Consider the following 24264-nt stretch of genomic DNA (forward strand, 5'->3'; position numbering starts at 1 on the left):
AAATTACTTACTTATTCGTACTATTGGACACTTTTTAACGCTATACATGCTTCAAAATATACAGTATCACTATTCTGACCGCGTACATATATACCATCATCCGTTACAGCTGAACGTAAAATAGTCAGTTCATCCCCAAACTTAGCTTCTTGTAGATAAGTAATCCGGAAGCGTGTGAACTCTGCATTATCCCATTCCGCTAAAGTGAGCGAATCACAACATAAATCCCCGTATCGGGCATTATTCAAATGTCCGTTGCTGTCCAGCCCACTATATCTTACCTGATACCGATAAGCTTCTTCCATAGTAATATCAGAAGGGATCGTTACCTTAACAGGCATATCGCCTACTGAATCGCCATTATAGTGCTTAACCTGAACTGGAAGGGCATTCGGTCTAAGTATCTTTCTCTTCTCAATATCTACTAAAGCCCATATGGATCGTGCTGTGGCGATTTCTATATGATCTGCATCGAAAATACGATAATCCCGTTGCCACAGTGCCCCTTTAGTGCCTTTGCTCCAGGTATGTACGCTAAGCACATCATTCGGGCGGGGAATACGCTTAAAATCAAGATCTAACGTAATCATCATCCAGCCCATTCCTGCATTCAGAATTTCTTCCACACTTATCCCCAAATTACCCACTGCGAAGTCTGCCGCACATTGCATGATATCCAGAACAAAGGATAACTTACCCTGCGAACGATAATCCGTGTCGCTCGCATGTACAGAAAAATCTTCTATCCACACAAGATTGCTACTGTTGTCCATTGTTTATCCTCCTGCCATGCAAAATATCCTTGCATTTACTTGAAGTATCCACATATACCACTGCTCTATCCACATAAATTGGGGACTACTTTCATTTTTGAATATATTTTATTATTTCATCCACATGTTAGTAACTTTTATAATTCCGTTAATTCCCCATAACTTATCCACATTATTTAAATTAAGTGATAAAGGGAACAAAAAAGCCATTGTTGATAAATCAACAATGGCTTCGTGTGCTTGGCAACGTCCTACTCTCCCAGGACCCTTCGGTCCAAGTACCATCGGCGCTGGAGGGCTTAACGGTCGTGTTCGGGATGGGTACGCGTGGAACCCCTCCGCTATCGCCACCAAACATGCGTCTGTGAAACAGACGCTGCCGCGTGAAATTCAGTTCATCACCAGAAGTGACAATGAATTTCTAAGCGTGTTACAGGCTTGATGCCTGAAAACTGAATCCGAAACGAATCTGCATTCTACGTATAGGATAAGCCCTCGACCGATTAGTATTGGTCAGCTCCATGCATTGCTGCACTTCCACCTCCAACCTATCTACCTCGTCGTCTTCAAGGGGTCTTACTAATTGGGAAATCTCATCTTGAGGGGGGCTTCACGCTTAGATGCTTTCAGCGCTTATCCCGTCCGTACGTAGCTACCCAGCCATGCTCCTGGCGGAACAACTGGTGCACCAGCGGTACGTCCATCCCGGTCCTCTCGTACTAAGGACAGCTCCTCTCAAATTTCCTGCGCCCACGACAGATAGGGACCGAACTGTCTCACGACGTTCTGAACCCAGCTCGCGTACCGCTTTAATGGGCGAACAGCCCAACCCTTGGGACCTACTTCAGCCCCAGGATGCGATGAGCCGACATCGAGGTGCCAAACCTCCCCGTCGATGTGGACTCTTGGGGGAGATAAGCCTGTTATCCCCAGGGTAGCTTTTATCCGTTGAGCGATGGCCCTTCCATGCGGTACCACCGGATCACTAAGTCCGACTTTCGTCCCTGCTCGACTTGTAGGTCTCGCAGTCAAGCTCCCTTATGCCTTTGCACTCTGCGAATGATTTCCAACCATTCTGAGGGAACCTTGGAACGCCTCCGTTACTCTTTAGGAGGCGACCGCCCCAGTCAAACTGCCCGCCTGACACGGTCCCCGTACCCGATAAGGGCACTAGGTTAGAACCTAGATACGATCAGGGTGGTATCCCAACGGCGCCTCCACCGAAGCTTGCGCTCCGATTTCTACGGCTCCCACCTATCCTGTACAGATCGTACCCAAATTCAATATCAAGCTGCAGTAAAGCTCCATGGGGTCTTTCCGTCTTGTCGCGGGTAACCTGCATCTTCACAGGTATTAAAATTTCACCGGATCTCTCGTTGAGACAGCGCCCAAGTCGTTACGCCATTCGTGCGGGTCAGAATTTACCTGACAAGGAATTTCGCTACCTTAGGACCGTTATAGTTACGGCCGCCGTTTACTGGGGCTTCGGTTCATAGCTTCGGGTTACCCCTAACCACTCCCCTTAACCTTCCAGCACCGGGCAGGCGTCAGCCCGTATACTTCGCCTTGCGGCTTCGCACAGACCTGTGTTTTTGCTAAACAGTCGCTTGGGCCTTTTCACTGCGGCCCCCTCGTGCTATTCACACTACCGGGGCACCCCTTCTCCCGAAGTTACGGGGTCATTTTGCCGAGTTCCTTAACGAGAGTTCTTCCGCGCGCCTTAGAATTCTCTTCTCGCCTACCTGTGTCGGTTTGCGGTACGGGCACCTTCTCCTGGCTAGAGGCTTTTCTTGGCAGTGTGAGATCATGACCTTCGCTACTACAATTTTCGCTCCCCATCACAGCCCAGCCTTAATGATGTGCGGATTTGCCTACACATCAGCCTCACTGCTTAGACGGACATCCATCAGTCCGCGTCACTACCCTCCTGCGTCACCCCATCGCTCATAGCGGATTACGGTGGTACAGTAATTTCAAACTGTTGTCCTTCGACTACGCCTTTCGGCCTCGCCTTAGGTCCCGACTTACCCTGAGCGGACGAGCCTTCCTCAGGAAACCTTGGGCTTTCGGCGGATCAGATTCTCACTGATCTTTTCGTTACTCATACCGGCATTCTCACTTGTGTAGTGTCCAGCGCTCTTTTCAGTACACCTTCAACCCCTACACAACGCTCCCCTACCCCAGATACATACGTATCTAGCCATAGCTTCGGTGGTGTGTTTAGCCCCGTTACATTTTCGGCGCAGAGTCACTCGACCAGTGAGCTATTACGCACTCTTTCAATGGTGGCTGCTTCTAAGCCAACATCCTGGTTGTCTGTGCAACTCCACATCCTTTCCCACTTAACACACACTTGGGGACCTTAGCTGATGGTCTGGGCTGTTTCCCTTTTGACAATGGATCTTAGCACTCACTGTCTGACTCCCGGCAATAAGTATATGGCATTCGGAGTTTGACTGAGCTTGGTAATCCTTGCGGACCCCGCACCCAATCAGTGCTCTACCTCCACTACTCTTATACCGAGGCTAGCCCTAAAGCTATTTCGGGGAGAACCAGCTATCTCCGAGTTCGATTGGAATTTCTCCGCTACCCCCACCTCATCCCCGCACTTTTCAACGTACGTGGGTTCGGGCCTCCAGTGCGTGTTACCGCACCTTCACCCTGGACAGGGGTAGATCACACGGTTTCGGGTCTACGTCCACATACTAATTCGCCCTATTCAGACTCGCTTTCGCTGCGGCTCCACCTTCTCGGCTTAACCTTGCATGTTAAACGTAACTCGCCGGTTCATTCTACAAAAGGCACGCCATCACCCATTAATAGGGCTCTGACTTTTTGTAAGCACACGGTTTCAGGTTCTATTTCACTCCCCTTCCGGGGTGCTTTTCACCTTTCCCTCACGGTACTGTTTCACTATCGGTCGCCAGGTAGTATTTAGCCTTAGCAGATGGTCCTGCTGGATTCATACGGGGTTTCACGTGCCCCGCACTACTCGGGATCCGTCTCGGAGAGAATACAGTTTAGGTTACAGGGCTTTTACCTCTATCGCGGGCCTTTCCAGACCTCTTCACCTACCATATTCCTTTGTAACTCCATGTGAGACGTCCCACAACCCCTAAGAGCAAGCTCTTAGGTTTAGGCTGTTCCGCGTTCGCTCGCCGCTACTGACGGAATCACTATTGTTTTCTCTTCCTCAGGGTACTTAGATGTTTCAGTTCCCCTGGTCTGCCTCTACACACCCTATGTATTCAGGTATGAGTAACTGCGAATTACCACAGCTGGGTTTCCCCATTCGGACACCCCCGGATCAAAGCTTGCTTACAGCTCCCCGAGGCAGTTTCGTTGTTCGCCACGTCCTTCGTCGGCTCCTGGCGCCTAGGCATCCTCCGTGTGCTCTTATTAGCTTAACCTTGATTCTTCCGAAGAAAAATCTCACTAATAACATTTACTTGTTTGCACAAGTTGCTAAAAGATGTTCTAAAACGCAAATTCGTTTCGGTATCCAGTTTTCAAGGATCAAGTCTTACTTGAGAGCTTAAACTCTCAAAACTGAGCAACGAGTGAGTAACAGGCCTAAACCTGAGTTTTGGAAGCTTAGCTTCCGATTTGAATGTCCTCATTGCAGAGAACGATTCTCCATAGAAAGGAGGTGATCCAGCCGCACCTTCCGATACGGCTACCTTGTTACGACTTCACCCCAATCATCTACCCCACCTTCGGCGGCTGGCTCCCTTGCGGGTTACCCCACCGACTTCGGGTGTTGTAAACTCTCGTGGTGTGACGGGCGGTGTGTACAAGACCCGGGAACGTATTCACCGCGGCATGCTGATCCGCGATTACTAGCAATTCCGACTTCATGCAGGCGAGTTGCAGCCTGCAATCCGAACTGAGACCGGCTTTGATGGGATTGGCTCCACCTCGCGGCTTCGCTTCCCGTTGTACCGGCCATTGTAGTACGTGTGTAGCCCAGGTCATAAGGGGCATGATGATTTGACGTCATCCCCACCTTCCTCCGGTTTGTCACCGGCAGTCACTCTAGAGTGCCCAACATTACTTGCTGGCAACTAAAGTTAAGGGTTGCGCTCGTTGCGGGACTTAACCCAACATCTCACGACACGAGCTGACGACAACCATGCACCACCTGTCTCCTCTGTCCCGAAGGCCGCTGCTATCTCTAGCAGATTCAGAGGGATGTCAAGACCTGGTAAGGTTCTTCGCGTTGCTTCGAATTAAACCACATACTCCACTGCTTGTGCGGGTCCCCGTCAATTCCTTTGAGTTTCAGTCTTGCGACCGTACTCCCCAGGCGGAGTGCTTACTGTGTTAACTTCGGCACCAAGGGTATCGAAACCCCTAACACCTAGCACTCATCGTTTACGGCGTGGACTACCAGGGTATCTAATCCTGTTTGCTCCCCACGCTTTCGCGCCTCAGCGTCAGTTACAGCCCAGAAAGTCGCCTTCGCCACTGGTGTTCCTCCACATATCTACGCATTTCACCGCTACACGTGGAATTCCACTTTCCTCTTCTGTACTCAAGCCACCCAGTTTCCAGTGCGACCTCAGGTTGAGCCCAAGGTTTAAACACCAGACTTAAATAGCCGCCTGCGCGCGCTTTACGCCCAATAATTCCGGACAACGCTTGCCCCCTACGTATTACCGCGGCTGCTGGCACGTAGTTAGCCGGGGCTTTCTTCTCAGGTACCGTCACTCCGGTAGCAGTTACTCTACCGGACGTTCTTCCCTGGCAACAGAGCTTTACGATCCGAAAACCTTCATCACTCACGCGGCGTTGCTCCGTCAGGCTTTCGCCCATTGCGGAAGATTCCCTACTGCTGCCTCCCGTAGGAGTCTGGGCCGTGTCTCAGTCCCAGTGTGGCCGTTCACCCTCTCAGGTCGGCTACGCATCGTCGCCTTGGTGGGCCGTTACCCCACCAACTAGCTAATGCGCCGCAGGCCCATCCCTCAGTGACAGATTGCTCCGTCTTTCATTCTTCTCTCAGGAGAAAAAAGAAATTATCCGGTATTAGCTACCGTTTCCGGTAGTTATCCCAGTCTGAAGGGCAGGTTGCCTACGTGTTACTCACCCGTCCGCCGCTAAGTTATTTTGAAAGCAAGCTTTCAAAATAACTCCGCTCGACTTGCATGTATTAGGCACGCCGCCAGCGTTCGTCCTGAGCCAGGATCAAACTCTCCAATTAGTATTGAAAAGAGCGATATGCTCATTTTGAAACATCTGACGAGAAAATTAATTCTCTAATTTTGGATTTCACTTGCGTGATTTCCTACTCACTCGTTGTTCAGTTTTCAAAGATCAAGTTCTCGTTGGCGCCGTTTAATGTCTCAGCAGCAACTCTTATAATATATCATGTTGTTTTCAGAAATGCAAGCTTTATTTTTCGAAGCTTTTTATCAGCCTCGTCTATATCGCCTGTACGCTGTCTAACAACGCTTACCTATAATACCCCAACTATTAATAGAAAAGCAACCCCTAATATAAAAATAAACAACTGGCTTAATAATTAAGCCAGTTGTTTATTTAATAGAGTTATGTTTCTAGCGACGAACTTAATAGTATTTTGCCGCAGTATATTTGCTTGAGGCTTTAATTAAATCGGTTTTCTTATCACTCTTTGCAAGTCCTGCATCCACTGTAGTATCAATGGTAACCCACTTCCCATTAAGCAACACTTCGTTCCATGCATGATATTGCGTAACGTAGCTTGTATTCCCCATTACCAACTTAGCAGGAACATCTACACTCCGCAGCATTGCGGCAAAAAGAGAAGCGTAATCATAGCAAATCCCTTTTTTAGTAGTCAATGTCTTATCGATGCTTGGAATATAATCAGTAGTTACACTATTTGCAAGAGAGTAATCATATTGTACATTCGCAACTACATAGTTATAGATCGCTTTAACTTTCTCTTCGTCTGTTGTTTTGCCTTGTACTAATTGTTTAGCTTTGACAATCGCTTTATCAGAAGAACTCCATTTCACATTCTGTACGGAGCCCAAATATACGGAATTCGAGTCACTCATGGTTACGTCTACTACTTCGGAATATAATGCTTTGTATTTATTGCCGGTTGTGTTCTCCAGAACAGAAACCTTATAAGTCCCATTTCCTTGTTGCAAAGGGAAGTCCTCAGCTTGTCCAGAAGCATACAAGTTATATGTATAGCTGCTGTTATCTTTGGTGATCATGAGTTTGATTCTTTTATCTTTCGGAATATCATAGTTAATACCAATCACACCTTGAGCCACTTTGGATGTAATCAACCAGCTGGCATCTGCACTTGCAGCTTGAGCTGTACTTACCGGAACTGAAGTCATTAGGACGAACAACGCCACCAGCATAAAATAAACCTTTTTCACGGATAAAACTCCTTTCGGTAGCTGGCTGCCATCCTTTCGGGAAGGCCCTTTAGCTTTGCGTCCCTACCTTTCGATAGGTTTGCCGTTATCGTATAAGCTCTATCTGTTCTAGCTTTACTAGATATAATTGATAGAATCCATTTGAAACAAACAAAAAAAGCCTCTTCATTCGGTAGCTGGCTGCCATCCTTTCGGGAAAAGGCCCTTTAGCTTTGCGTCCCTACCTTTCGGAAGGTTTGCCGTTATCGTGTTTAGCTTTCATAGTATAATACTATCATATTTATAGTTGTGAACAAGACCTAATTTACTAGATTACCCATTATTTTATAAATATCTCCCGGTATTTGTGTTTTCTTGTCATTCACTATTCTCCTTTTGTTAATTTGGCATGAACAATCAGCCGATGCGTTGGATTCACTAGCGGATCACATGTAATCAGAGTAAGAATCTTATCCTTGTCATTCCCGTCAAGAACGGAGACATCACTCGGATCTACAACAGAAATATCGTATACCTCATAGTTAAACACCTGATCACTAGTCTTTACCGTGATAACATCCCCCACAACAACCTCATTCAATCTGTTAAACAAACGCCCCGTAGTTCTAGCCCGATGCGCCGCGATTGCAGCATTCCCGATCTCTCCAAGGGGTGCCGTTTCTTTCATATGGGCTGCAGCATGTTTCATATTAGCTTTTGTAGCCCCTTCTAATACAGGCAGCTTCAAATCAATCTTATCGATTTCAATTAGTGCGATTACTTTGCCACCGACTGCAATCTCCGGTTCAGGCTTTTCTGTCTCTTGGGGTTGGGGCTGTGCCTGAGCATCCAGAACCGATTCCTCTGCTAACAGCTGAGTAACTTCAGCATACCTGCTCTTTAGATCTGGCTGGGGAGTACTATCGGCAGTGCTTAGTTCAGCCGTTTCTAATAACTTCTCCTGCTGCCTGTCGTTGTACCACTCGTTAGCTGTCGGATATAACATGATAAGTATCCCAGCCAGTATGAGTAGATAGGAGAATTTACGCAATGTTATTCACCTCCGTATATTGTTTCTATGGTTATATACAAATCAAGCAGAAACAGCTACTTGCCTTTAAGCATAGCAACTCCTTCTGCCTGAAATTAATGTTTAAAATACCCATTTACGACTTCCAAAGAAATTGATGATCACCGTGATAAAGGTAACCAGCACCTTGGAGATCAAGACTTGAATACCTAGTTTGTCTGTCAACAGATGCATTAACAGCAGTGATATTCCGAGCACTACCAGATTCAGCACGATAAACTTGACCAGCTGTACGCGGTCGAAGCCTTCTTTATTCCCCCGGTTGCGATCACGAAAGGTAACTTTTTTATTCAAAATAAAGCTATTCGCCGTGCCTGCACTATAGGAGATCACCTGCGCCAATGCGTATACCATCCCTAGTGAATTCAACAATGTGAAAATCACAAAATCAATAAGCGTATTGAGCAAACCTACGGCATTAAATTTGAGGAACTGTATGAATGCAGCGCGCAAGTTCTTATCTGACATCATTGTGGTCCTTCCGGCGGTCCAGTTGTTCTTCGTTCTGGTAGCCTTTAGTCTCACTAACAATATATAGCGGTCTATCTTTAGACTCGTCATAAATCCGTCCGATATACTCCCCAATCACACCCAACAGCATCAGAACAATACCGTTAAAGAGCAGATTGACACCTACAATGGAAGCCCAGCCCGGAACCGTCCAGGAGGTGAAAAATATCCTTTGGAACAAGACGAAAAATAAATAGAGAAAGCTAGAAAATGAAAGAAAGAATCCAATATACGTAGCAATCTTAAGGGGCTTATATGAAAAAGAGGTGATGCCATCTAACGCAAAACGAATCATTTTCTTCAGCGGATATTTGGTTTCTCCGGCAAAACGTTCTTCCCGTTCATATTCCACCATAGTCTGCTTGAAGCCAACCCAGCTCACCAAACCTCTGACATAGCGGTTCTTTTCTTTAAGTCCCCGCAGGACATCACATACCTTACGGTCAATAAGACGGAAATCGCCTGTATCCGTAGGAATATCCACACTTGTCATACTGCTGAGCAGGCGGTAAAAAAGCTTCGCGGTGACCTTTTTGAACATCGTTTCTCCGTGGCGCTTCAGGCGTTTCGCATATACAACGTCGTAGCCCTCTTTCCACTTCTCGATCATTTGCAGAATGACCTCCGGAGGATCCTGAAGATCAGCGTCAATAACAACAACCGCTTGACCTTCGGCATAGTCCATGCCAGCTGTAATCGCTACCTGATGTCCGAAATTACGCGAGAAGTCAATCAGCTTGACATGCTCGTCTCGTTCACAGATCTCCCGAATCATCTGGGCGGAACGATCACGACTGCCGTCATTGACGAAGACCAGCTCATAAGTATCGCCGCACTCGTCCATTACTTTTTTCAAACGTTCATAAGTATGGCTAATTACTTGCTCCTCATTGAACATGGGTACAATCACACTATATCTGGCTTTCACCTTTATTCCTCCTACAAGCTTTTTGGAGCGTTACATCCATCTACACTTCATAATAACGCTGCATTCATAAACTTATTTTATAGATTTTTATTAAATCCTAGAAAACCCAAGTAGGGAACCAACGCAGCATATCTTTCACGTAATCTCCACTGACCTGCATCCCTGACAGTACCGGGTAGAAAGCGATAAAGAGCAGCAAAGCAACGGCTACATAGACATACTGTACGTAACGGGCCTCAGGGAATTTACTATCCAGCAACTTCATTATATATACAATACCAAGAATCATAAATGGTACCATAGCAAAATAATGGTAAATAAATGTTTCTCTTGGGACAAGCATCCACGGAACATATTGCGAGAAGAAGGCGATCCAGATCATGTAGAGGTTCTTATCTTTACGTTTCAGCGTAATCCACAGCGTTGCCAGCATCGCAAAAATACCCGTCCACCAGATAAGAGGATTCCCCATAGTCACTATACTGCTGACCTGACCTTCCGGCAAACCTTCACCGCCGCTAAAGAACCAGACCGGTCTCTTCATAAACGGCCATTGCCACCATGAGGAAGCAAAAGGATGTGTAGCTACAAGCTGGCTGTGGTAGTTGTACATATTCTTTTGGGAATCAATCAAACCTTTTATAGTGAAGCCCTCTGCTGATGCAGATAACCCTGGCACAAAAGATAAGCTATAAATAATTACTGGAATAATTACAAAGAACCCGATACAACTAGCCAACGTAATAATAGTCTTTTTCCAAAAAGAATCTACTGCTTCACGACAGGTGCCCAGCAATTCCTTGTCTTTAATCTTCCCCTCTGCCAGCAGGCGTCCGGAGGCTTGGTATTCTCTGTAGCGTTCAAAAAGGGAGATAGCCAGCATAATGGCCAGCCCTGCTCCTCCATAGAGCACAATCCATTTCGAAGCTACGCCGATTCCGAAGAATAAGCCAGACCAGAATAACGGAATTAATGTTTTTCTTAAAGGCTGCTTGTAGAAATTCATTGTGTAATACCGCTGCATAAAATAGAACATCAACATAATGAAGAATACTCCGTATACGTCAATCGTGGAGATTCTTGTCTGTGTGAAATGCATGAAATCCAGCGAAAACAATCCTGCCGCGAGAGCGGCGTATTTGCTTTTCTTAAACAAACGCAGCGCCATTACATATATAAGAGGTAACATGGCAACTCCGAACAAGGTTCCGATAATACGCCAGCCGAATGGATTGACTCCGAACAGCTCCATACCTATGGCAATCAACAGCTTGCCAAGCGGTGGATGCGTATTCTCGTAAGGCACTATCCCGTGTGTATATTCATAAGCTGTTCGCGCATGATAGATCTCGTCAAAATAAGTGCTATTCATAAAGTTAGAATATTCCGGAATGAGCGACTGCTCGTCAAAAAGATTGGCCGCTGCTCCTCTTTTAGGTACTGCGTTAGCATCCGGTGTCACACCGGCAATAGGAAGGGGGATTCTTTCTCCCCCCTGCTCATAAAAGGCCATTTCGTTCAAAGTGAACCCTGGAGAGGTAACTGTAAACTTCACATATCTCGCAGTAACGTTCAGGGGTTGGCTTTTCCAGATGAAGACATTCCCAACATCCTCACTCACATCCATCGGACTGCTCCAGACCTCAGGATTGTCGCTGAATTCCAGCTTGAACTTCCCCGTGCCCACGCCTCCAAAGATATTGACCCGTTCCAATGGTTTACTCTGCCCCAAATCTACATAGAAGCTTTCACCACTGGCAGCAGGCTCCCATAAGGTCTCTGGAGATTTAGTAGAGCCAAGATTATATAAAGCAAGCGCTGCGTAAACGGCCGTAATAGCTATTATGCATATCCAATCTATACGCTTAAACTTCATCGTTAAATCGCCCTCCCTTCTGATGCGGTTTAATTTGCCCGACAACTCTCAAGTCTTCTTCATATTGTTCTTCCGGTGTAATTGGTGCTGGAAGAGGTTTTATTCCCTTGCGGACATACACATCGTATCCGATATTCAGCATATAAAGCAGTAATGCTAGATTAGCTATAGCAGTCACTAATACGATTCCGTCTGCACCCGGGCTAACATCTGCATTCAGGTGGGATAAGGTGTACGCCACATTGATGTATTGCGTTAAGCTGAATCCGAGAAATAGCGATAAAAAGCGGCGGTCCCGACTTTCTATATAAGTAAACAAACAAAGAATAAGAGCAGGGAACATATAACGTTCATGCATTTTGGTGCCAAGCACAAAGACCACTACTATAAGCACCATCCCGATAAAATAGGATTTGGTCAGGTCCAAGCGATCCTTTTTAAAGGAATAAAATGCCGCAACAGCTACAGCCACTAAAATAAATATGAAGCCCCATACACGGTATGGAATGCCAAGCCAGGTTAGATCAAGGGATGACCACATCGGATCAGTCAGTGCATACAGATTAAATGCATTCACTGAAGAATACGGATAGGAAGATAACGTACTCTTGTAAAGATCAATAACCCCTACCAATCCTCCGTTATTCCAGAAAAACGGTGCCGCAAGCAATCCGAAGATCCCTAATCCATACAAAGCTCCGAATCCAAGCTGCTTCCAAGCGCGGTGATGATAAAAAGCAAACAACAATACCGGCGTGAATATCAACGCTTGCGGTTTAATTAGCGTCGCTAAGGCAAACAAAATTGCGGAGCGGACAAACTTTTTGTTCGCAGCGCCATGGATACTGAGCAGCAGGAAGATCAAAAAGAATGAATCTGCTTGTCCCCAAGCCGCTGAATTAATAAGTACCGCTGGGTTAAACAGAAACAACAACATTAAGCCGAAAGCTATTCCTGTGCCGAGTTTTTTGCGTGACATTTGATAAATGAAGTAGCCGAGCACCAAATCAGAAAGGATCGCAGGGAGCTTGAAGAGCAAATTCTCTCCACCTGAGCCCTGAGTGAATCCTAAAACGCCACGAATGGCGCTAAGCACGTACAATATGTACAAATAGCCAGGAGGATAATCGGCAAAATAACCTTCTTCATAAAATTTGCCTGGACCTAAATCCACCATACGCTGTCCCCAAGAAATAAAGGTATTCATATCATTCTGATATCCTTGCGCGGTAAGACCAATCCACACTCTCAGGATAAAAGCAATTCCGATGGCAATGCTCAGCCATTTGGAATAAATATTCTCAGGCTGCTTCATAAGCTTCTCACTACGGAATGCCTTAGTATAAAGCACTGCAAAAAACACGCTAAACAGCGCTGAGATCAGCAACATCTTAGTTGGAGATACTTTATGTGGAGTGTCTGCCTTCTTGTCGCCGGCATCTGGACTAACCGCTGAACTATCCAGCGAAATAACGTTAGCCCCTTCGGGAGCCGCGTCTAATTTTTCTACAGCAAAATCATCAAAATAAGCCTTACCTTGAATCAAGCTAGAGTAGCCGCCCAGACTTGCGCCTATGCCAAATGACTTCTGCTCCGGTCCTGTCTGGCCGATATATTCAAGATACTGCCATTCACCTGCCGTATCAGTTACGCTGGGATACCCCCCGCCTACTCCAACGGCAAGAATGTTGGCGCCCATTCCCTCCCCTGCTGTACTTACTACTTTGATCCATCCAGAGATTTTATAATAACTATTCGGCGTAGCCTCAATCGTCTGCACCCATTTCGAATGATTGGGCTCGATATTCTCAATGACTGCCGCCTTGCTGCCTGAATGAACTTCCTCCGATTGGATTGAAAGTAGGCCTGAATTATCTCCTGAAATCCACATATCCTTAGTCCAGTTAGAAGGCGCATCATCTCCCCCCTCCTCAAAGCTAGGGTTCTGCAATAGATTCCCCTCTGCATAAATGCTTGTTACAGGAAGCACAAACAATAACAGCATCAATACAGTCATTACGGCCGCACGTGTACTCTTGATCATCGTCCCAACCTCACCTCGTCCTATATTCATCTTAGTCCAGCCAAAAGCATATCCCTTCTGAAAAACAACTCCCGAATTAGTGTATTTCACCGTTGCTAAGAAATCATTTGGATTGATTTTCTCATAAAAGAGCATATAAATATAGGGTATGTTAACCTTATCTGGATCGCAGACCCTTCCATCCACAATATTCCATTCCATAGGATCGCCCTAAGCCTCAAGGCTCTTATATAGACTCTTATATAGAATAGAAGAATCGCAGTGGCTAAAGCAAATACCGGAGCAAAAAAACAGGCCATTCTATCAGCATAAAGCGAGAGAACTAACAAAATGGTAAGACCATAGGACCACCTAGGGGTTTGAAGTATTTTCAGTACAAAATAAACAGAGATCAGGATCAAGGAGGGAACAAATTGGACTCTAACGCCAAGGCTGCCTCGTCCTGAACATCACCTCTTCAACAATATAATCTAAATCATAGATGATGAAAAGCTAGAAACATAGACTAGGCTGAATGGTTAAGTGCCAACAAAAATATAAAAAAAGGGCCCCCTCAGTTATGAAGGAGCCGTTGAATGCACATCTGTATGCTATATATGAGTTAGCCCGCACTACCAAGAAATACATAACGGAGAATAATCAGAATAGCAAGTACCCACATCATCCAGTGAATATCGTATTTTTTCTTGCCAGCAAGGTTAGCTACACAAGCAAGGATTACATAAGTTACGATACCAAAGGAAATACCATTAGCAATATTATAAGTGAAAGGCATGATTACTAGAGTAAGGAACGCTGGAATCGCAACAACCATATCTTGAAAATCAATTTCGCGAATCGATTGTGCCATGAGCACGCCTACGACAATCAATGCTGCGGCTGTAGCAGATCCAGGGATCAGAGCTACTATTGGTGCAAGGAACAACGCAAGCAAGAAGCACACACCCGTTGTTACAGCTGTAAGACCTGTACGTCCACCTTCAGCAACACCTGCCGCGCTTTCTACAAAAGCAGTAGTAGTGGAAGTACCCAATGCCGCACCACCAGCAACAGCAATGGCATCGACAAACATTGCATTACCTACACGTTTGTTACCTTCTTCAGGGTTGTCCATAATACCAGCGCGTTGAGCAGTACCTACAAGTGTACCAAATGTATCGAACAATTCTACAAAAGTGAATGTTGCGATTGCTGAAACAATACCGGTGTGCAGGATACCATCCCAGTCAAACTCGAAAAAGTTCAATTGCGTCAGGTCAGGCACCCAAGGGGTTGTCGGACTGGACAATGAGCCAAAATCAACTACACCCATCAGTATACCCGCGAGGGTTGTACCCAAGATACCGAATAAAATCGCACCTTTAACTTGCAGTACCATCAGGATGGAAATAAGAAGCAATCCGATAATTACCAACTGTACATCAGTGTTCTCTAGACTACCCATATGAATGATTGTTTCAAAGGATAGGACATCTGTGAATGTATTGGCGGAAATATCTTTACCAGCTTCGACACCAATCGTCATCAAACCACTGTTCTTAAGCCCAAGGATTGTAATGAACATCCCGATACCTACGGTAATGGCATGCTTTAAGCTGTCAGGAATGGCTGTCAGTAAGATCTGCCGCACTCGGGTAACCGTAAGCAGGATGAAGATCAAACCGGAAATAAATACTGCGGTCAGACCCATTTGCCAAGTGAATGGATGTTCTGAGGTTGCAGAAGACAAAATTACGGAAGCAAAGTATGCATTAAGTCCCATACCTGGTGCCAATGCTACTGGAAAGTTTATAAACACGCCCATTGCAATGGTGAAAATACCTGCTGCCAGCGCAGTCGCTAGAAATACAGAGTACCAGCCCATATCGATGCGGCCAAATGCTGTTAATGTGCTCGGATTAACCGACAGGATGTAAGCCATAGCCATGAACGTAGTCAAGCCGGCCATTATCTCTGTACGTACTGTAGTGCCGTTCTCTTTCAACTTGAAAAACCGATTCAAATTGTTCTCCCCCTAAGGTATGTTGTGGCTGACAGCAACAAAAAGCCGGTATCTGATCGACACCGGCTCGAAAAAAAGAGTAGCACCCATGACTATAGCCCTAGATTCAGGACGATACAGGTTGCTCAGCTCTTCTTAATCGTAGCCAGGTCATTACGGTGACCTCGTAGAAACTTCCAGGCCTATTCCCGGAAATATACGAAAGAATTATGTTGTTGTGCTTTATCATTTTAGGTGGACATCACATAAGTTGTCAATGAAAAAAGCGAACATTTTCGACTTTATTTTTTCTATTGTTCGTAATTCATACATTTTTATCTTTAACTTCAACCCCAAAATCCTTTAAATCATGCAGCTTATTAACTATCAAAGGCCTTTTCAAACGGGTATTTTTCCCTATAAAACAATTTCGATGTTCCCTGGCTTATTGGCCTTTGGAATACTGATAGCTATGCCAAGAATTAGCAAAATGCCCTATAGCTAAACAAACCACTGCAATACCCAACCAGAAAGATCTGCCCCATATAGCCGCAAATCCAAATGCACAAACAGGGAGAACTGCCATGGGAATCGGAAGAAACAATAGTGGAGCCCATAATAATCTGAATTGCTGTCCCTTAACCATATAACGAATCCATAAACCGTAATAAATCGTGATAAACACAAAGATAAGTGCAGCCCAGATCCCGAATTCTACATTTTCAAAGTTATCCTTTGAAATCGCAAGAATGGCTATACACCCCAACTGCCCTACTCTCTCCAAAAGAGTGTAGACGATGCCGGCATCTTTTAAACCGCTGGGAACATGATTGGGCGGAAACTTAATCATCAGTAAACTTGGGGCAAGAATAACCATAGCTATTAGTGTTCCAATAAGTGAGAATCCCATTCTAATGGCTCCTGTAAGTTTATTTTTCCCAGTTTATCACATTCTCTAAAGTTGCTATATAGGGTCCGTCACAAGCTTCACGGTTAATAAAAAAAACCTGCAGTCCCTTAATAAATAAGGAGCTGCAGGTTTGTTATTGCTATATGCTATTCCCACTCAATCGTTGCAGGTGGTTTCGAAGTAATGTCATACACTACGCGGTTTACATTCTCAACTTCGTTGACAATACGTACAGAGATTTTCTCAAGAACATCCCATGGGATACGTGCCCAGTCAGCGGTCATGCCATCGATGGAAGTTACTGCACGAACACCTACTGTGTAGGAATACGTACGAGCATCACCCATAACTCCGACACTCTTCATGTTAGGCAGGGCAGTGAAGTATTGCCAAATTTCACGGTCTAATCCCGCTTTAGCAATTTCTTCTTGCAGAATGTAGTCAGAATCACGAACGATGGTAAGCTTGTCCTCTGTTACTTCACCCAAGACACGAATAGCAAGACCTGGACCTGGGAAAGGCTGACGCCATACGATCGCACGTGGCATGCCCAGCTCTTCACCGAGTTTACGAACTTCGTCCTTAAACAAGGTGTTTAGCGGCTCGATCAAGCTAAATTTCATATCTTCTGGCAGGCCGCCCACATTGTGGTGGGATTTAATGGTTTGCGCTGTAGCTGTTCCACTCTCAACGATATCCGTATAAAGCGTACCTTGTGCAAGGAATGAAAAATCTCCGAGCTTAGCTGACTCTTCGTCGAAGCAGTAGATAAACTCGTTACCAATGATTTTACGTTTTTGCTCAGGGTCTTCAACACCTGCAAGTTTGCTCATGAAGCGATCGCGTGCATCGATTTTCACTACATGAATATCGAATTTGCCTACGAAAGTCTCCATAACGCTTTCTGCTTCACCTTTACGCAGAAGGCCGTGGTCAATAAACATACAGGTCAATTGATCTCCGATTGCACGGTGGATAAGCATAGCCACAACGGAAGAATCCACTCCGCCACTAAGAGCGCAGAGTACTTTTTTATCTCCGACTTGATTGCGAATATCTTGAACGGCTTCATCGATAAACGATTCCATTGTCCATTTGCCGTCGCAACCACAAACTTGGTATAAGAAGTTCGAGATCATCTCGTTACCTTGAACGGAGTGACGTACTTCTGGGTGGAATTGCACAGCGAACAGTTTGCGCTCCGCGTTGCTCATTGCTGCAATTGGAGCACTTTCTGTACCTGCATCCAGCTTGAAGCCTGTTGGAAGCTCAACTACATGGTCACCGTGGCTCATCCATACAGTCTGGCGGTTCTCCAATCCTGCAACTAAAGCAGTTCCTTCTGCAAAGTCAACATCAGCTTTACCATATTCCCGTTTAGCCGAACGTTCTACTTTACCATCAAGCTGATGAGCCATCAGCTGCATACCATAACAAATACCGAAGATCGGCACTCCTAGATCATAAATAGCCGGATCTACGTGTGGTGCTTCTTCAGCGTATACACTGCTAGGTCCGCCGGAGAAGACAATTCCTTTAGGCGAAAGTGCTTTAATCTTGTCAACTGGCGTATTGTACGGCAAAAGTTCGCTGTATACTCCCAGGTCCCGAATTCTGCGCGCGATAAGTTGGTTGTATTGTCCCCCAAAATCGAGAACGACGATAATTTCATTTGGCTTGTTCATTACGTGCCTCCCTTGATTATTGGATTCATTATACTCATGGTTAATTCTCATCGTCAAGGAAAGGAGGACACGCCTCTCATAATCAGAGAGTGATAAAACTTCATGCAGAACCTTCCTTGCTATGGCATAAATTAGATAGCGGATCTAAGCGTTATTAGCCGTTTATGTTAAACGGAAGGTAATGAGCAGACATTCGCGAATAAACGCGGCCGCATCAGAAGCCGCAGGTTCGCCGCCAAGGGCGGGAGCGGAGTCTACGGGATTGTCGCGGGCAGAGATCACGGCTGTGGAGGCCGAAGCTGGCGCGTACGCCAGGGTCTCCCACTGGCGGACAAACTGCCGGACGGCTACATCTAGTCCGGCATCGTAAATCCGCAGGGAGTCCACATACTCCCTGCCAGTAACGCCGGGCGGCGGCGGTCCAAACCGCTCCGCCAGCCCGTGCCAAGCCAGAGAGGCCGCGCGCAGCTGCCTCTCACGGCTCAAGCTGCTGCCGCGACGCGCGGCCAGCAGCAGAGCCAGGCTGCGCCGCCAGCGCCAAGCGGCGGCGGGAAGCAGCGCCGCGGCCGCGAGCGGCGCTGAAAAGGCCCGCCCGCCAGCGGCAGGACGGGCAGTTCCGCGCTGCGCGTTGCTTGCGGTGCAATCGCCGCGGCCGCAGGCCGTGCCGGCGCGGGGAAGCCAGCCGCAAGCGCAGGACCCGGCGTCGGATCGAAAGGAACCCAACCTGCGCCGGCAAAATAAACCTCTACCCAAGCATGCGCATCCCCTTGGGTGACTAAATACTTCGCCGGCATGGCTTCCTCCTGCTGGGTTCCAGGTCCGTAGCCTTGAACATACCGCGCTGGAATACCTGTGCTTCGCAGCAATACGGTCATCGCTGTGGCAAAATGCACACAGTAACCTTGTTTGGTCTCAAACAGGAAATGATCCACAAAATCAGCCCCAGCTGGCGGAACCATGGTATCCAGCGTGTAAGAATACCCGTTTTGCAAATAATCCCGAATGGCGGTTGCGGAGTCATATCGGTTGCCCGAGGAAGCTGTGAGCTTCTCTGCCAGAGCTTTCACTCGCTCAGGTAATAAATCAGGCAGCTGCAAATATTTGTTCTTTATCTCTTGAGGATCAGCATCACCCAACCCGCGCAGCAGTACTGGATTACTCTCGGGAAGTATAGAATCAACTATATACTCAGTGATCCGAGTTGACCCCACCGAATCTGGCAGACGAAAGGTATCCCTGTCCTTATTCGCCAGAACATAACCAAGCTGGCTGCCATTGGATAGTTGAACTGTCTCAACATCTGTTAGGGTGCCCGCATTGAATACAGGAATTCCACCGGAAGAGGGAATAGCAAATTGTATCCGCTGTTGCAAAGTCCGCCCCCCATTAGTAGTGGTTACCGTCGCCGGAATCTGAGGCAGGCTGGACAAGTTAAGCGGAGTAAACTCCTCACCCCCTCTGATCCAACGGCGACCGTCATAGTAGGCAATGCTCTCCCCGCGCCAATAGGTACGCTGACTGGTCAACGCTGTGAAGACTGGCTCGGTATTGCGTGATAATGGAGCACCCAGTTCTCCATCATTTGTACTATACCCTGTTGTTCCTGCAGGTATAGCCTCATTATCTTCCGGCATATGGCCCGAAGCCCATTCCTGCAGCTTTTCAAAGGTTGACTGGAGTGTAGTTTGGTTAGGCGGTCGTACTTCATATACCTGCCCACCAAACCATGCTGTCATCATGACGAATATAGCAGTTGCTAATGCCAAAACTCCCCATCGGGCATACGGCAGGTGAATGCTGCCCACCCGTTCCCGCAGACGGAGCAAACCACTCATTGCTTGCATCCATACAATAAGCCCGACTGATATTACAACATCCGTTGTCGTATTAACGCCAAAGCCAATATCCAGAACTAATAGATAAATGAGGGTCACCGCTGTAAACAGCAGCGTACTACCTCTGAAAAGTGCAAGCTGCTGCACCGAAGATACCAGCAGCCCCCAGCCAACAATCAAAATCAAAAGTCTGCTGATCTCGCTTAGCTGAGAAACATGCCCGGAAAAGAGCAAAATCAGATCATTTGGAATTTCTACTGCATAAATGCCCAGCCATCCTGTCCCTACGCTCTCGCTGCATAGATATAGCCAAGCTGTGCCGATCATCAAACATTGGATACTTAGCAATAGCCACCCGGGAATCTGAAGGATTCCCCACATCAACAGCACGGCAGCAGAAATCATCAGAATCTGCAGCAATCTAGCAGTATCTTCCAATGAAGTCGTTCTATATAAAGGGAGCAGCCATTCTAAAAACAGCCCCAAAATAGCCAAAGAGAACAGCATGCGATAATACAGAGGTATCTTTCTCTGTTTACCGGCATGACTGTTCTCCAGTTTTTCCAAATGGAGCTGCTTTGGTTCCTTCCCACTGTGCTCATTCATAGAGAAGCTTGTGTCACCCGGTATCCGCTTACCGTAGCGTTGGTTTTCCGGATGATTCATGGTACTCTACCTCCCTGAGCCTGTAAGCTGGCAATGCATCATCCAGACAAAACATCCGTGCTCCCAGACGACCCAGACTATCCCCGACCGTTCCCCGCACAGGCTGGCGGATCTCCTGCAGCATTACCTCAGCAGGCAGCGGAGCTGGCTGATCCCAAGCATAATAGAGCTCAACTTTTACACCTTGCACTAAGAATTTAGCGATAACCTTAGCGGATTGTTCCTCTAATCTTCCGGTCACTATAGCAACGGTCATTCCCGGAATCCAGCCTCTAGAAGCATCCTCCAACAGCTCGGACAGGGTTCTTGTTCCATTCGGAGAAATATCAGTTAGAATATCCAGCACTCTCCCTGGGATTTTACCCAGTCCTTCATGCCTAGCCATTCCTTCCGGCCAGCCTCCGCTAAATAACTGGACATAAGCACCTGACTGCTCAGCAAAGAGCATCAGCCCCATCGCCGTTGACACCGCCTTCTCAAATACCGGAGGCTGCTCCTCCCGACTGCCACGAGGTGTAAGTGCATTGGCTGGAATCTCATAGCTTTTGGGATCATTAGCCAACACGATACAGCTCATTCTTGCCTTTTCACGCTCCGGAACTTTGCTCTGCAGATTTCCTAGCCGGGCGCTGTTCTTCCAATGAATTCGGCTAAGCGGATCACCGGGCTCATATTCCCGCGATTCCATGGTCTCATCATTGCTGCTTCTTCCCCTTCTAGAATAGCGCGAATCACCGCTAATAAAGCCGCTGTCCGGGACTGCTCCGCCATAATATAGGGGGGCTGGCAGCACTTTAACGCTATGCTCTTCAGCAGGCTCAGATCGGCCTGTGAACCAGCCGGGCAAATCTCCCCAGGTTACTCTACAGCCCTGCAAATGATGATGTCCCCGCGGCATATTCTCAAGAAGGTAGGTGTATTCAAAAGAGCGTCTGAATCCCGGAAACAGTAGCTTGTGATGTCCTCTGTCCCCCCAAAAATCAGCGATAGTCAGCCATGGCAGTGGAAGCCGGGCAGAGAAATTCACCCGCACCTTCACAAGCAATGTACTTCCAGCTATCGGTCTTACTGGAGTGATTGTCCGTTCAATCTTTATCGCCCGTGGACCTGAAAGTTGAACAATCAGTCCGCCAACCATGATAACGCCTACAGCGATCAGCAGAAATAAGAGTGATGCGCCTCCGCGCCATGCATATAAAACACCTATAATTCCAGCCACAGCCAGCATCCGCAACCATTCACCCAACGCACTACGGCTACGCGGATAGCTTCTAACTCTTTCAGTCTTGTTATTTAATTTGTGTTCTACTTTTTTTGAAGAGGACAATGGAACGAACACCCTTCCTTTGGGTCTAGACTTGTTCCCAGCTGAGGAACTTATTACTATCTATTCTTCCCATGAAAAAGGGTGCCCAGACATTGTTTTTTTCTTTTAAAAAAACTGCCTGAGCGCTAAATCTCAGAAGGCTATTACCCGGCGCTCACCTTCCGTCACGCTTATATTTAAAGGAGGATGATCGGCTGTCTCCAGCAGCTCACGCAGCGATACCCAGATAGAACCGCCAATCATCTCCACACTGGCACCGTTTATCTTTTGAACATGATCAGGAAGATTTAACAGGAGTTCCTTGTTCGCCACATCCGCGATGATATCTTTGCCGTTCCAGGCAATCTTCCCACTGCGACTGCCCGCATCCCAACTAATCTGCCCTCCCAACCGTTCGATCACAGCGCGAAGTGGCACCATATATTTCCCTTTTTGCAGAGCATATTCACCTGGCGCCAGCTTCGTCTCCAGCTTTCCAACCTCCAGCACCAAAGGTTTGCCGGGCGCAAACAGCTCTGCATTCGGTATGATATTCGAGGTGATCCAAGCTTCCGAAGGTTTCACTCTGCCCAAGCTATTTGCTTTTGAGGAGACTCTGAATTGTACAGGCTCCACCGTCTCATCTAAAAGGCCAAAGCTGTACCCAGCAGCCTTATAACGCGCAATAATATCAGGCAGTGCTTTAACACTCTCCTGATGGCCGCCGCCATCATGCAGCAGAAGAATAACCCGAGAGGACTTCAGATCTGCAGTTGACTCTTTTAAGATTTCTGACGCCGGTACCCCTTTGCGTTTAGAATCCCCGCTGTCCACCGTCCAATCCGTAACGATATAACCGGCTTGCTTCAACAAATTGAAGTAGGTATTATCAAAGTGATCAAAGGTTCCGCCCGGGGCGCGGATAAGTTGTGGGCGAACCCCTGTAATGCCCCGAACAATTTCTTCGGTCTTTTTAATCTGGCTCCAAAATTCAGTGAATCCACTATATAAATCATGGTAATTATGATTATAGGTATGATTGCCAATAGCATGTCCTTGTTCCCATATGGCATTAATTAGCTCTGGATGGCTTTTCGCTTGATTACCAAGGACAAAAAAGGTCGCCTTCACACCTTGCTGCTGTAAAATTTTTAGAACGTTGAAGGTATTGTCACTCGGTCCGTCGTCAAATGTAATATAGACCGTTTTTGAAGCTTTCTTTGCGGCCGTAATTGCTGAATATGTTGTCGACACCTTGGATACTTGTGCCGTACTGGAATTCAATTTAACTTCTGGAGAAGCAGTCACAATGGACTCTGCTTTAGGAGGCAATTCTTGCATCGCCACTAACGGGAGATTATTCTTAACAGAGACAGACTCCGCACTTGCGGACTGTAATGAACGATTCATCCAAGAATCTACACTCTCCCCTGCGTTCCATCCCAGCATTACGATGACGATTACAACCATAACAAGCAATCCGCTTATCAAGTTTCGGCGGCCGTGAGTGTTTTTGTTACCTTTCATCTTCTCTACCTCCAGCATTCTATTGGCTCAAAAGCCATTTGGTAGATTGTATGAAGACAAGCTTCAAAATAGAATAAGGCAACTGCCCCTTGGAGAGTGAGAATCTTATGGAAATGCTGAACTTTATACAAGAATTATTCAGCAAATATGGATATAGCGTATTGTTTTTTGGATTGCTGCTCGAATTCGTTGCCTTGCCGTTTCCCGGAGAAACTACCATGGCTTTTGCAGGTTTTCTTTCCTATACGGGAAGACTTGATTTCATAACGTTGATTCTAGTGGCGTTTGCTGGGACCACAGCCGGGATGACCCTCACCTATTTTGTCGGCTTAAAAGCCGGAATGCCCTTCATCCAGCGATACGGAAAGTGGTTGCTGTTCTCCCCTGCCAAGCTGGATAAAACGCAAAAATGGTTCGAGAAATACGGCAGTATCCTTATTTCCATCGGATATTTTATTCCAGGCGTTCGTCACTTTACCGGCTATTTTGCTGGTATAGTTGCGCTGCCCTTCCGTAAATTCGCCCTCTACGCTTATAGTGGAGCGTTATTCTGGGTAGTGCTGTTTCTTGGCATAGGACGGGTATTTGGTCCGCAGTGGATGGGTATTTTCCATTTATTCGAGTTATATGCACTATGGATTATCTCTGGCGGTGTAGCTATAGCTGCCCTTGTAATCCTGTATCGCTATCGCAAAAAGATAAGCATCCGCCTGTTCCCGCGCAAAGCTGCCATAAAGCTACAGACTCAGGTTAAAAAAACTTCCAAGGGACGGTGAA

At 46.7% G+C, this 24264-nt stretch carries 15 protein-coding genes, 3 rRNA genes and 3 riboswitches; of the genes, 2 read left to right on the forward strand and 16 right to left on the reverse strand.

Annotated features, from left to right (window positions below; genetic code table 11):
* Positions 1-20: 20 nt before the first annotated feature.
* The 13 genes from MHI15_RS19685 to guaA all read right to left on the reverse strand — a co-directional run bounded on the left by MHI15_RS19685 (position 21) and on the right by guaA (position 18153).
* Positions 21-773 carry an acyl-[acyl-carrier-protein] thioesterase gene (locus MHI15_RS19685; RefSeq protein WP_341164744.1) on the reverse strand — a complete coding sequence of 251 codons (753 nt, stop codon included), beginning with the start codon at positions 771-773 and terminating at the stop codon, positions 21-23.
* Positions 774-1011: 238 nt separating this feature from the next.
* Positions 1012-1128 (reverse strand): 5S ribosomal RNA (gene rrf, locus MHI15_RS19690).
* Positions 1129-1256: 128 nt separating this feature from the next.
* A 23S ribosomal RNA gene (locus MHI15_RS19695) occupies positions 1257-4183 on the reverse strand.
* Between the two features lie 232 nt (positions 4184-4415).
* A 16S ribosomal RNA gene (locus MHI15_RS19700) occupies positions 4416-5973 on the reverse strand.
* Together the 16S, 23S and 5S rRNA genes form the textbook arrangement of a ribosomal RNA operon.
* 367 nt (positions 5974-6340) lie before the next feature.
* A complete protein-coding gene (locus tag MHI15_RS19705) occupies positions 6341-7150 on the reverse strand; it encodes a transglutaminase-like domain-containing protein (protein ID WP_038568647.1) in 810 nt (269 codons plus the stop codon).
* A 13-nt stretch (positions 7151-7163) separates the two neighbouring features.
* Positions 7164-7244: riboswitch (cyclic di-GMP riboswitch) on the reverse strand.
* Between the two features lie 74 nt (positions 7245-7318).
* Positions 7319-7401: riboswitch (cyclic di-GMP riboswitch) on the reverse strand.
* Between the two features lie 113 nt (positions 7402-7514).
* On the reverse strand, positions 7515-8180 hold the full coding sequence (locus MHI15_RS19710) for a class D sortase (protein WP_254848855.1): 666 nt from the start codon (positions 8178-8180) through the stop codon (positions 7515-7517).
* 102 nt (positions 8181-8282) lie between these two features.
* Entirely contained in the window at positions 8283-8690 is a 408-nt protein-coding gene (locus MHI15_RS19715; protein WP_076130538.1) for a GtrA family protein, read from the reverse strand.
* Positions 8677-9657: a glycosyltransferase family 2 protein gene (locus MHI15_RS19720; protein WP_341164745.1), complete on the reverse strand. Its 981-nt coding sequence runs from the start codon at positions 9655-9657 to the stop codon at positions 8677-8679. Before MHI15_RS19720 ends, MHI15_RS19715 begins: the two co-directional genes overlap by 14 nt.
* Before the next feature lie 97 nt (positions 9658-9754).
* Positions 9755-11533, reverse strand: a complete 1779-nt coding sequence (locus MHI15_RS19725) for a phospholipid carrier-dependent glycosyltransferase (protein WP_341164746.1) — start codon at positions 11531-11533, stop codon at positions 9755-9757.
* On the reverse strand, positions 11523-13778 hold the full coding sequence (locus MHI15_RS19730; RefSeq protein WP_341164747.1) for a glycosyltransferase 87 family protein: 2256 nt from the start codon (positions 13776-13778) through the stop codon (positions 11523-11525). The genes MHI15_RS19725 and MHI15_RS19730 overlap by 11 nt, the downstream gene beginning before the upstream one ends.
* A gap of 400 nt (positions 13779-14178) precedes the next feature.
* Positions 14179-15579 carry an NCS2 family permease gene (locus MHI15_RS19735; protein WP_036679893.1) on the reverse strand — a complete coding sequence of 467 codons (1401 nt, stop codon included), beginning with the start codon at positions 15577-15579 and terminating at the stop codon, positions 14179-14181.
* Positions 15580-15701: 122 nt separating this feature from the next.
* Positions 15702-15801: riboswitch (purine riboswitch) on the reverse strand.
* 202 nt (positions 15802-16003) lie between these two features.
* Complete coding sequence (locus MHI15_RS19740; protein WP_341164748.1) at positions 16004-16468, reverse strand: hypothetical protein; 465 nt, start codon at positions 16466-16468, stop codon at positions 16004-16006.
* 146 nt (positions 16469-16614) lie between these two features.
* Complete coding sequence (gene guaA / locus MHI15_RS19745; RefSeq protein ID WP_341164749.1) at positions 16615-18153, reverse strand: glutamine-hydrolyzing GMP synthase; 1539 nt, start codon at positions 18151-18153, stop codon at positions 16615-16617.
* Positions 18154-18334: 181 nt separating this feature from the next.
* On the opposite strand from guaA, the gene MHI15_RS19750 reads away from it, so the two are divergent.
* Positions 18335-18523, forward strand: coding sequence for a hypothetical protein (locus tag MHI15_RS19750; protein WP_312151757.1), 189 nt, complete (start codon positions 18335-18337; stop codon positions 18521-18523).
* A 112-nt stretch (positions 18524-18635) separates the two neighbouring features.
* Here MHI15_RS19750 and MHI15_RS19755 read toward each other — a convergent pair whose 3' ends face one another.
* The 3 genes from MHI15_RS19755 to MHI15_RS19765 form a co-directional block, all read right to left on the reverse strand.
* Positions 18636-20654, reverse strand: coding sequence for a transglutaminase family protein (locus MHI15_RS19755; protein ID WP_341164750.1), 2019 nt, complete (start codon positions 20652-20654; stop codon positions 18636-18638).
* Positions 20623-21981: a DUF58 domain-containing protein gene (locus MHI15_RS19760; RefSeq protein ID WP_076305524.1), complete on the reverse strand. Its 1359-nt coding sequence runs from the start codon at positions 21979-21981 to the stop codon at positions 20623-20625. Before MHI15_RS19760 ends, MHI15_RS19755 begins: the two co-directional genes overlap by 32 nt.
* A gap of 132 nt (positions 21982-22113) precedes the next feature.
* On the reverse strand, positions 22114-23487 hold the full coding sequence (locus tag MHI15_RS19765) for a polysaccharide deacetylase (protein ID WP_341001102.1): 1374 nt from the start codon (positions 23485-23487) through the stop codon (positions 22114-22116).
* A 107-nt stretch (positions 23488-23594) separates the two neighbouring features.
* Here MHI15_RS19765 and MHI15_RS19770 point away from each other — a divergent pair, with 107 nt between their 5' ends.
* Complete coding sequence (locus MHI15_RS19770) at positions 23595-24263, forward strand: DedA family protein (protein ID WP_076106058.1); 669 nt, start codon at positions 23595-23597, stop codon at positions 24261-24263.
* Position 24264 lies beyond the last annotated feature (1 nt).

This window comes from Paenibacillus sp. FSL H7-0918, from assembly GCF_038007025.1.
Taxonomy (GTDB): Bacteria; Bacillota; Bacilli; order Paenibacillales; family Paenibacillaceae; genus Paenibacillus_AQ; species Paenibacillus_AQ odorifer.

Bases quoted from the DNA above. Each gene is read 5' to 3' on its own strand.
- MHI15_RS19685 (WP_341164744.1), bottom strand. From the start codon at position 773: ATGGACAACAGTAGCAATCTTGTGTGGATAGAAGATTTTTCTGTACAT.
- MHI15_RS19715 (WP_076130538.1), bottom strand. From the start codon at position 8,690: ATGATGTCAGATAAGAACTTGCGCGCTGCATTCATACAGTTCCTCAAA.
- MHI15_RS19725 (WP_341164746.1), bottom strand. From the start codon at position 11,533: ATGAAGTTTAAGCGTATAGATTGGATATGCATAATAGCTATTACGGCC.
- MHI15_RS19730 (WP_341164747.1), bottom strand. From the start codon at position 13,778: ATGGAATGGAATATTGTGGATGGAAGGGTCTGCGATCCAGATAAGGTT.
- MHI15_RS19740 (WP_341164748.1), bottom strand. From the start codon at position 16,468: ATGGGATTCTCACTTATTGGAACACTAATAGCTATGGTTATTCTTGCC.
- guaA (WP_341164749.1), bottom strand. From the start codon at position 18,153: ATGAACAAGCCAAATGAAATTATCGTCGTTCTCGATTTTGGGGGACAA.
- MHI15_RS19750 (WP_312151757.1), top strand. From the start codon at position 18,335: ATGAGCAGACATTCGCGAATAAACGCGGCCGCATCAGAAGCCGCAGGT.
- MHI15_RS19755 (WP_341164750.1), bottom strand. From the start codon at position 20,654: ATGAATCATCCGGAAAACCAACGCTACGGTAAGCGGATACCGGGTGAC.
- MHI15_RS19765 (WP_341001102.1), bottom strand. From the start codon at position 23,487: ATGAAAGGTAACAAAAACACTCACGGCCGCCGAAACTTGATAAGCGGA.
- MHI15_RS19770 (WP_076106058.1), top strand. From the start codon at position 23,595: ATGGAAATGCTGAACTTTATACAAGAATTATTCAGCAAATATGGATAT.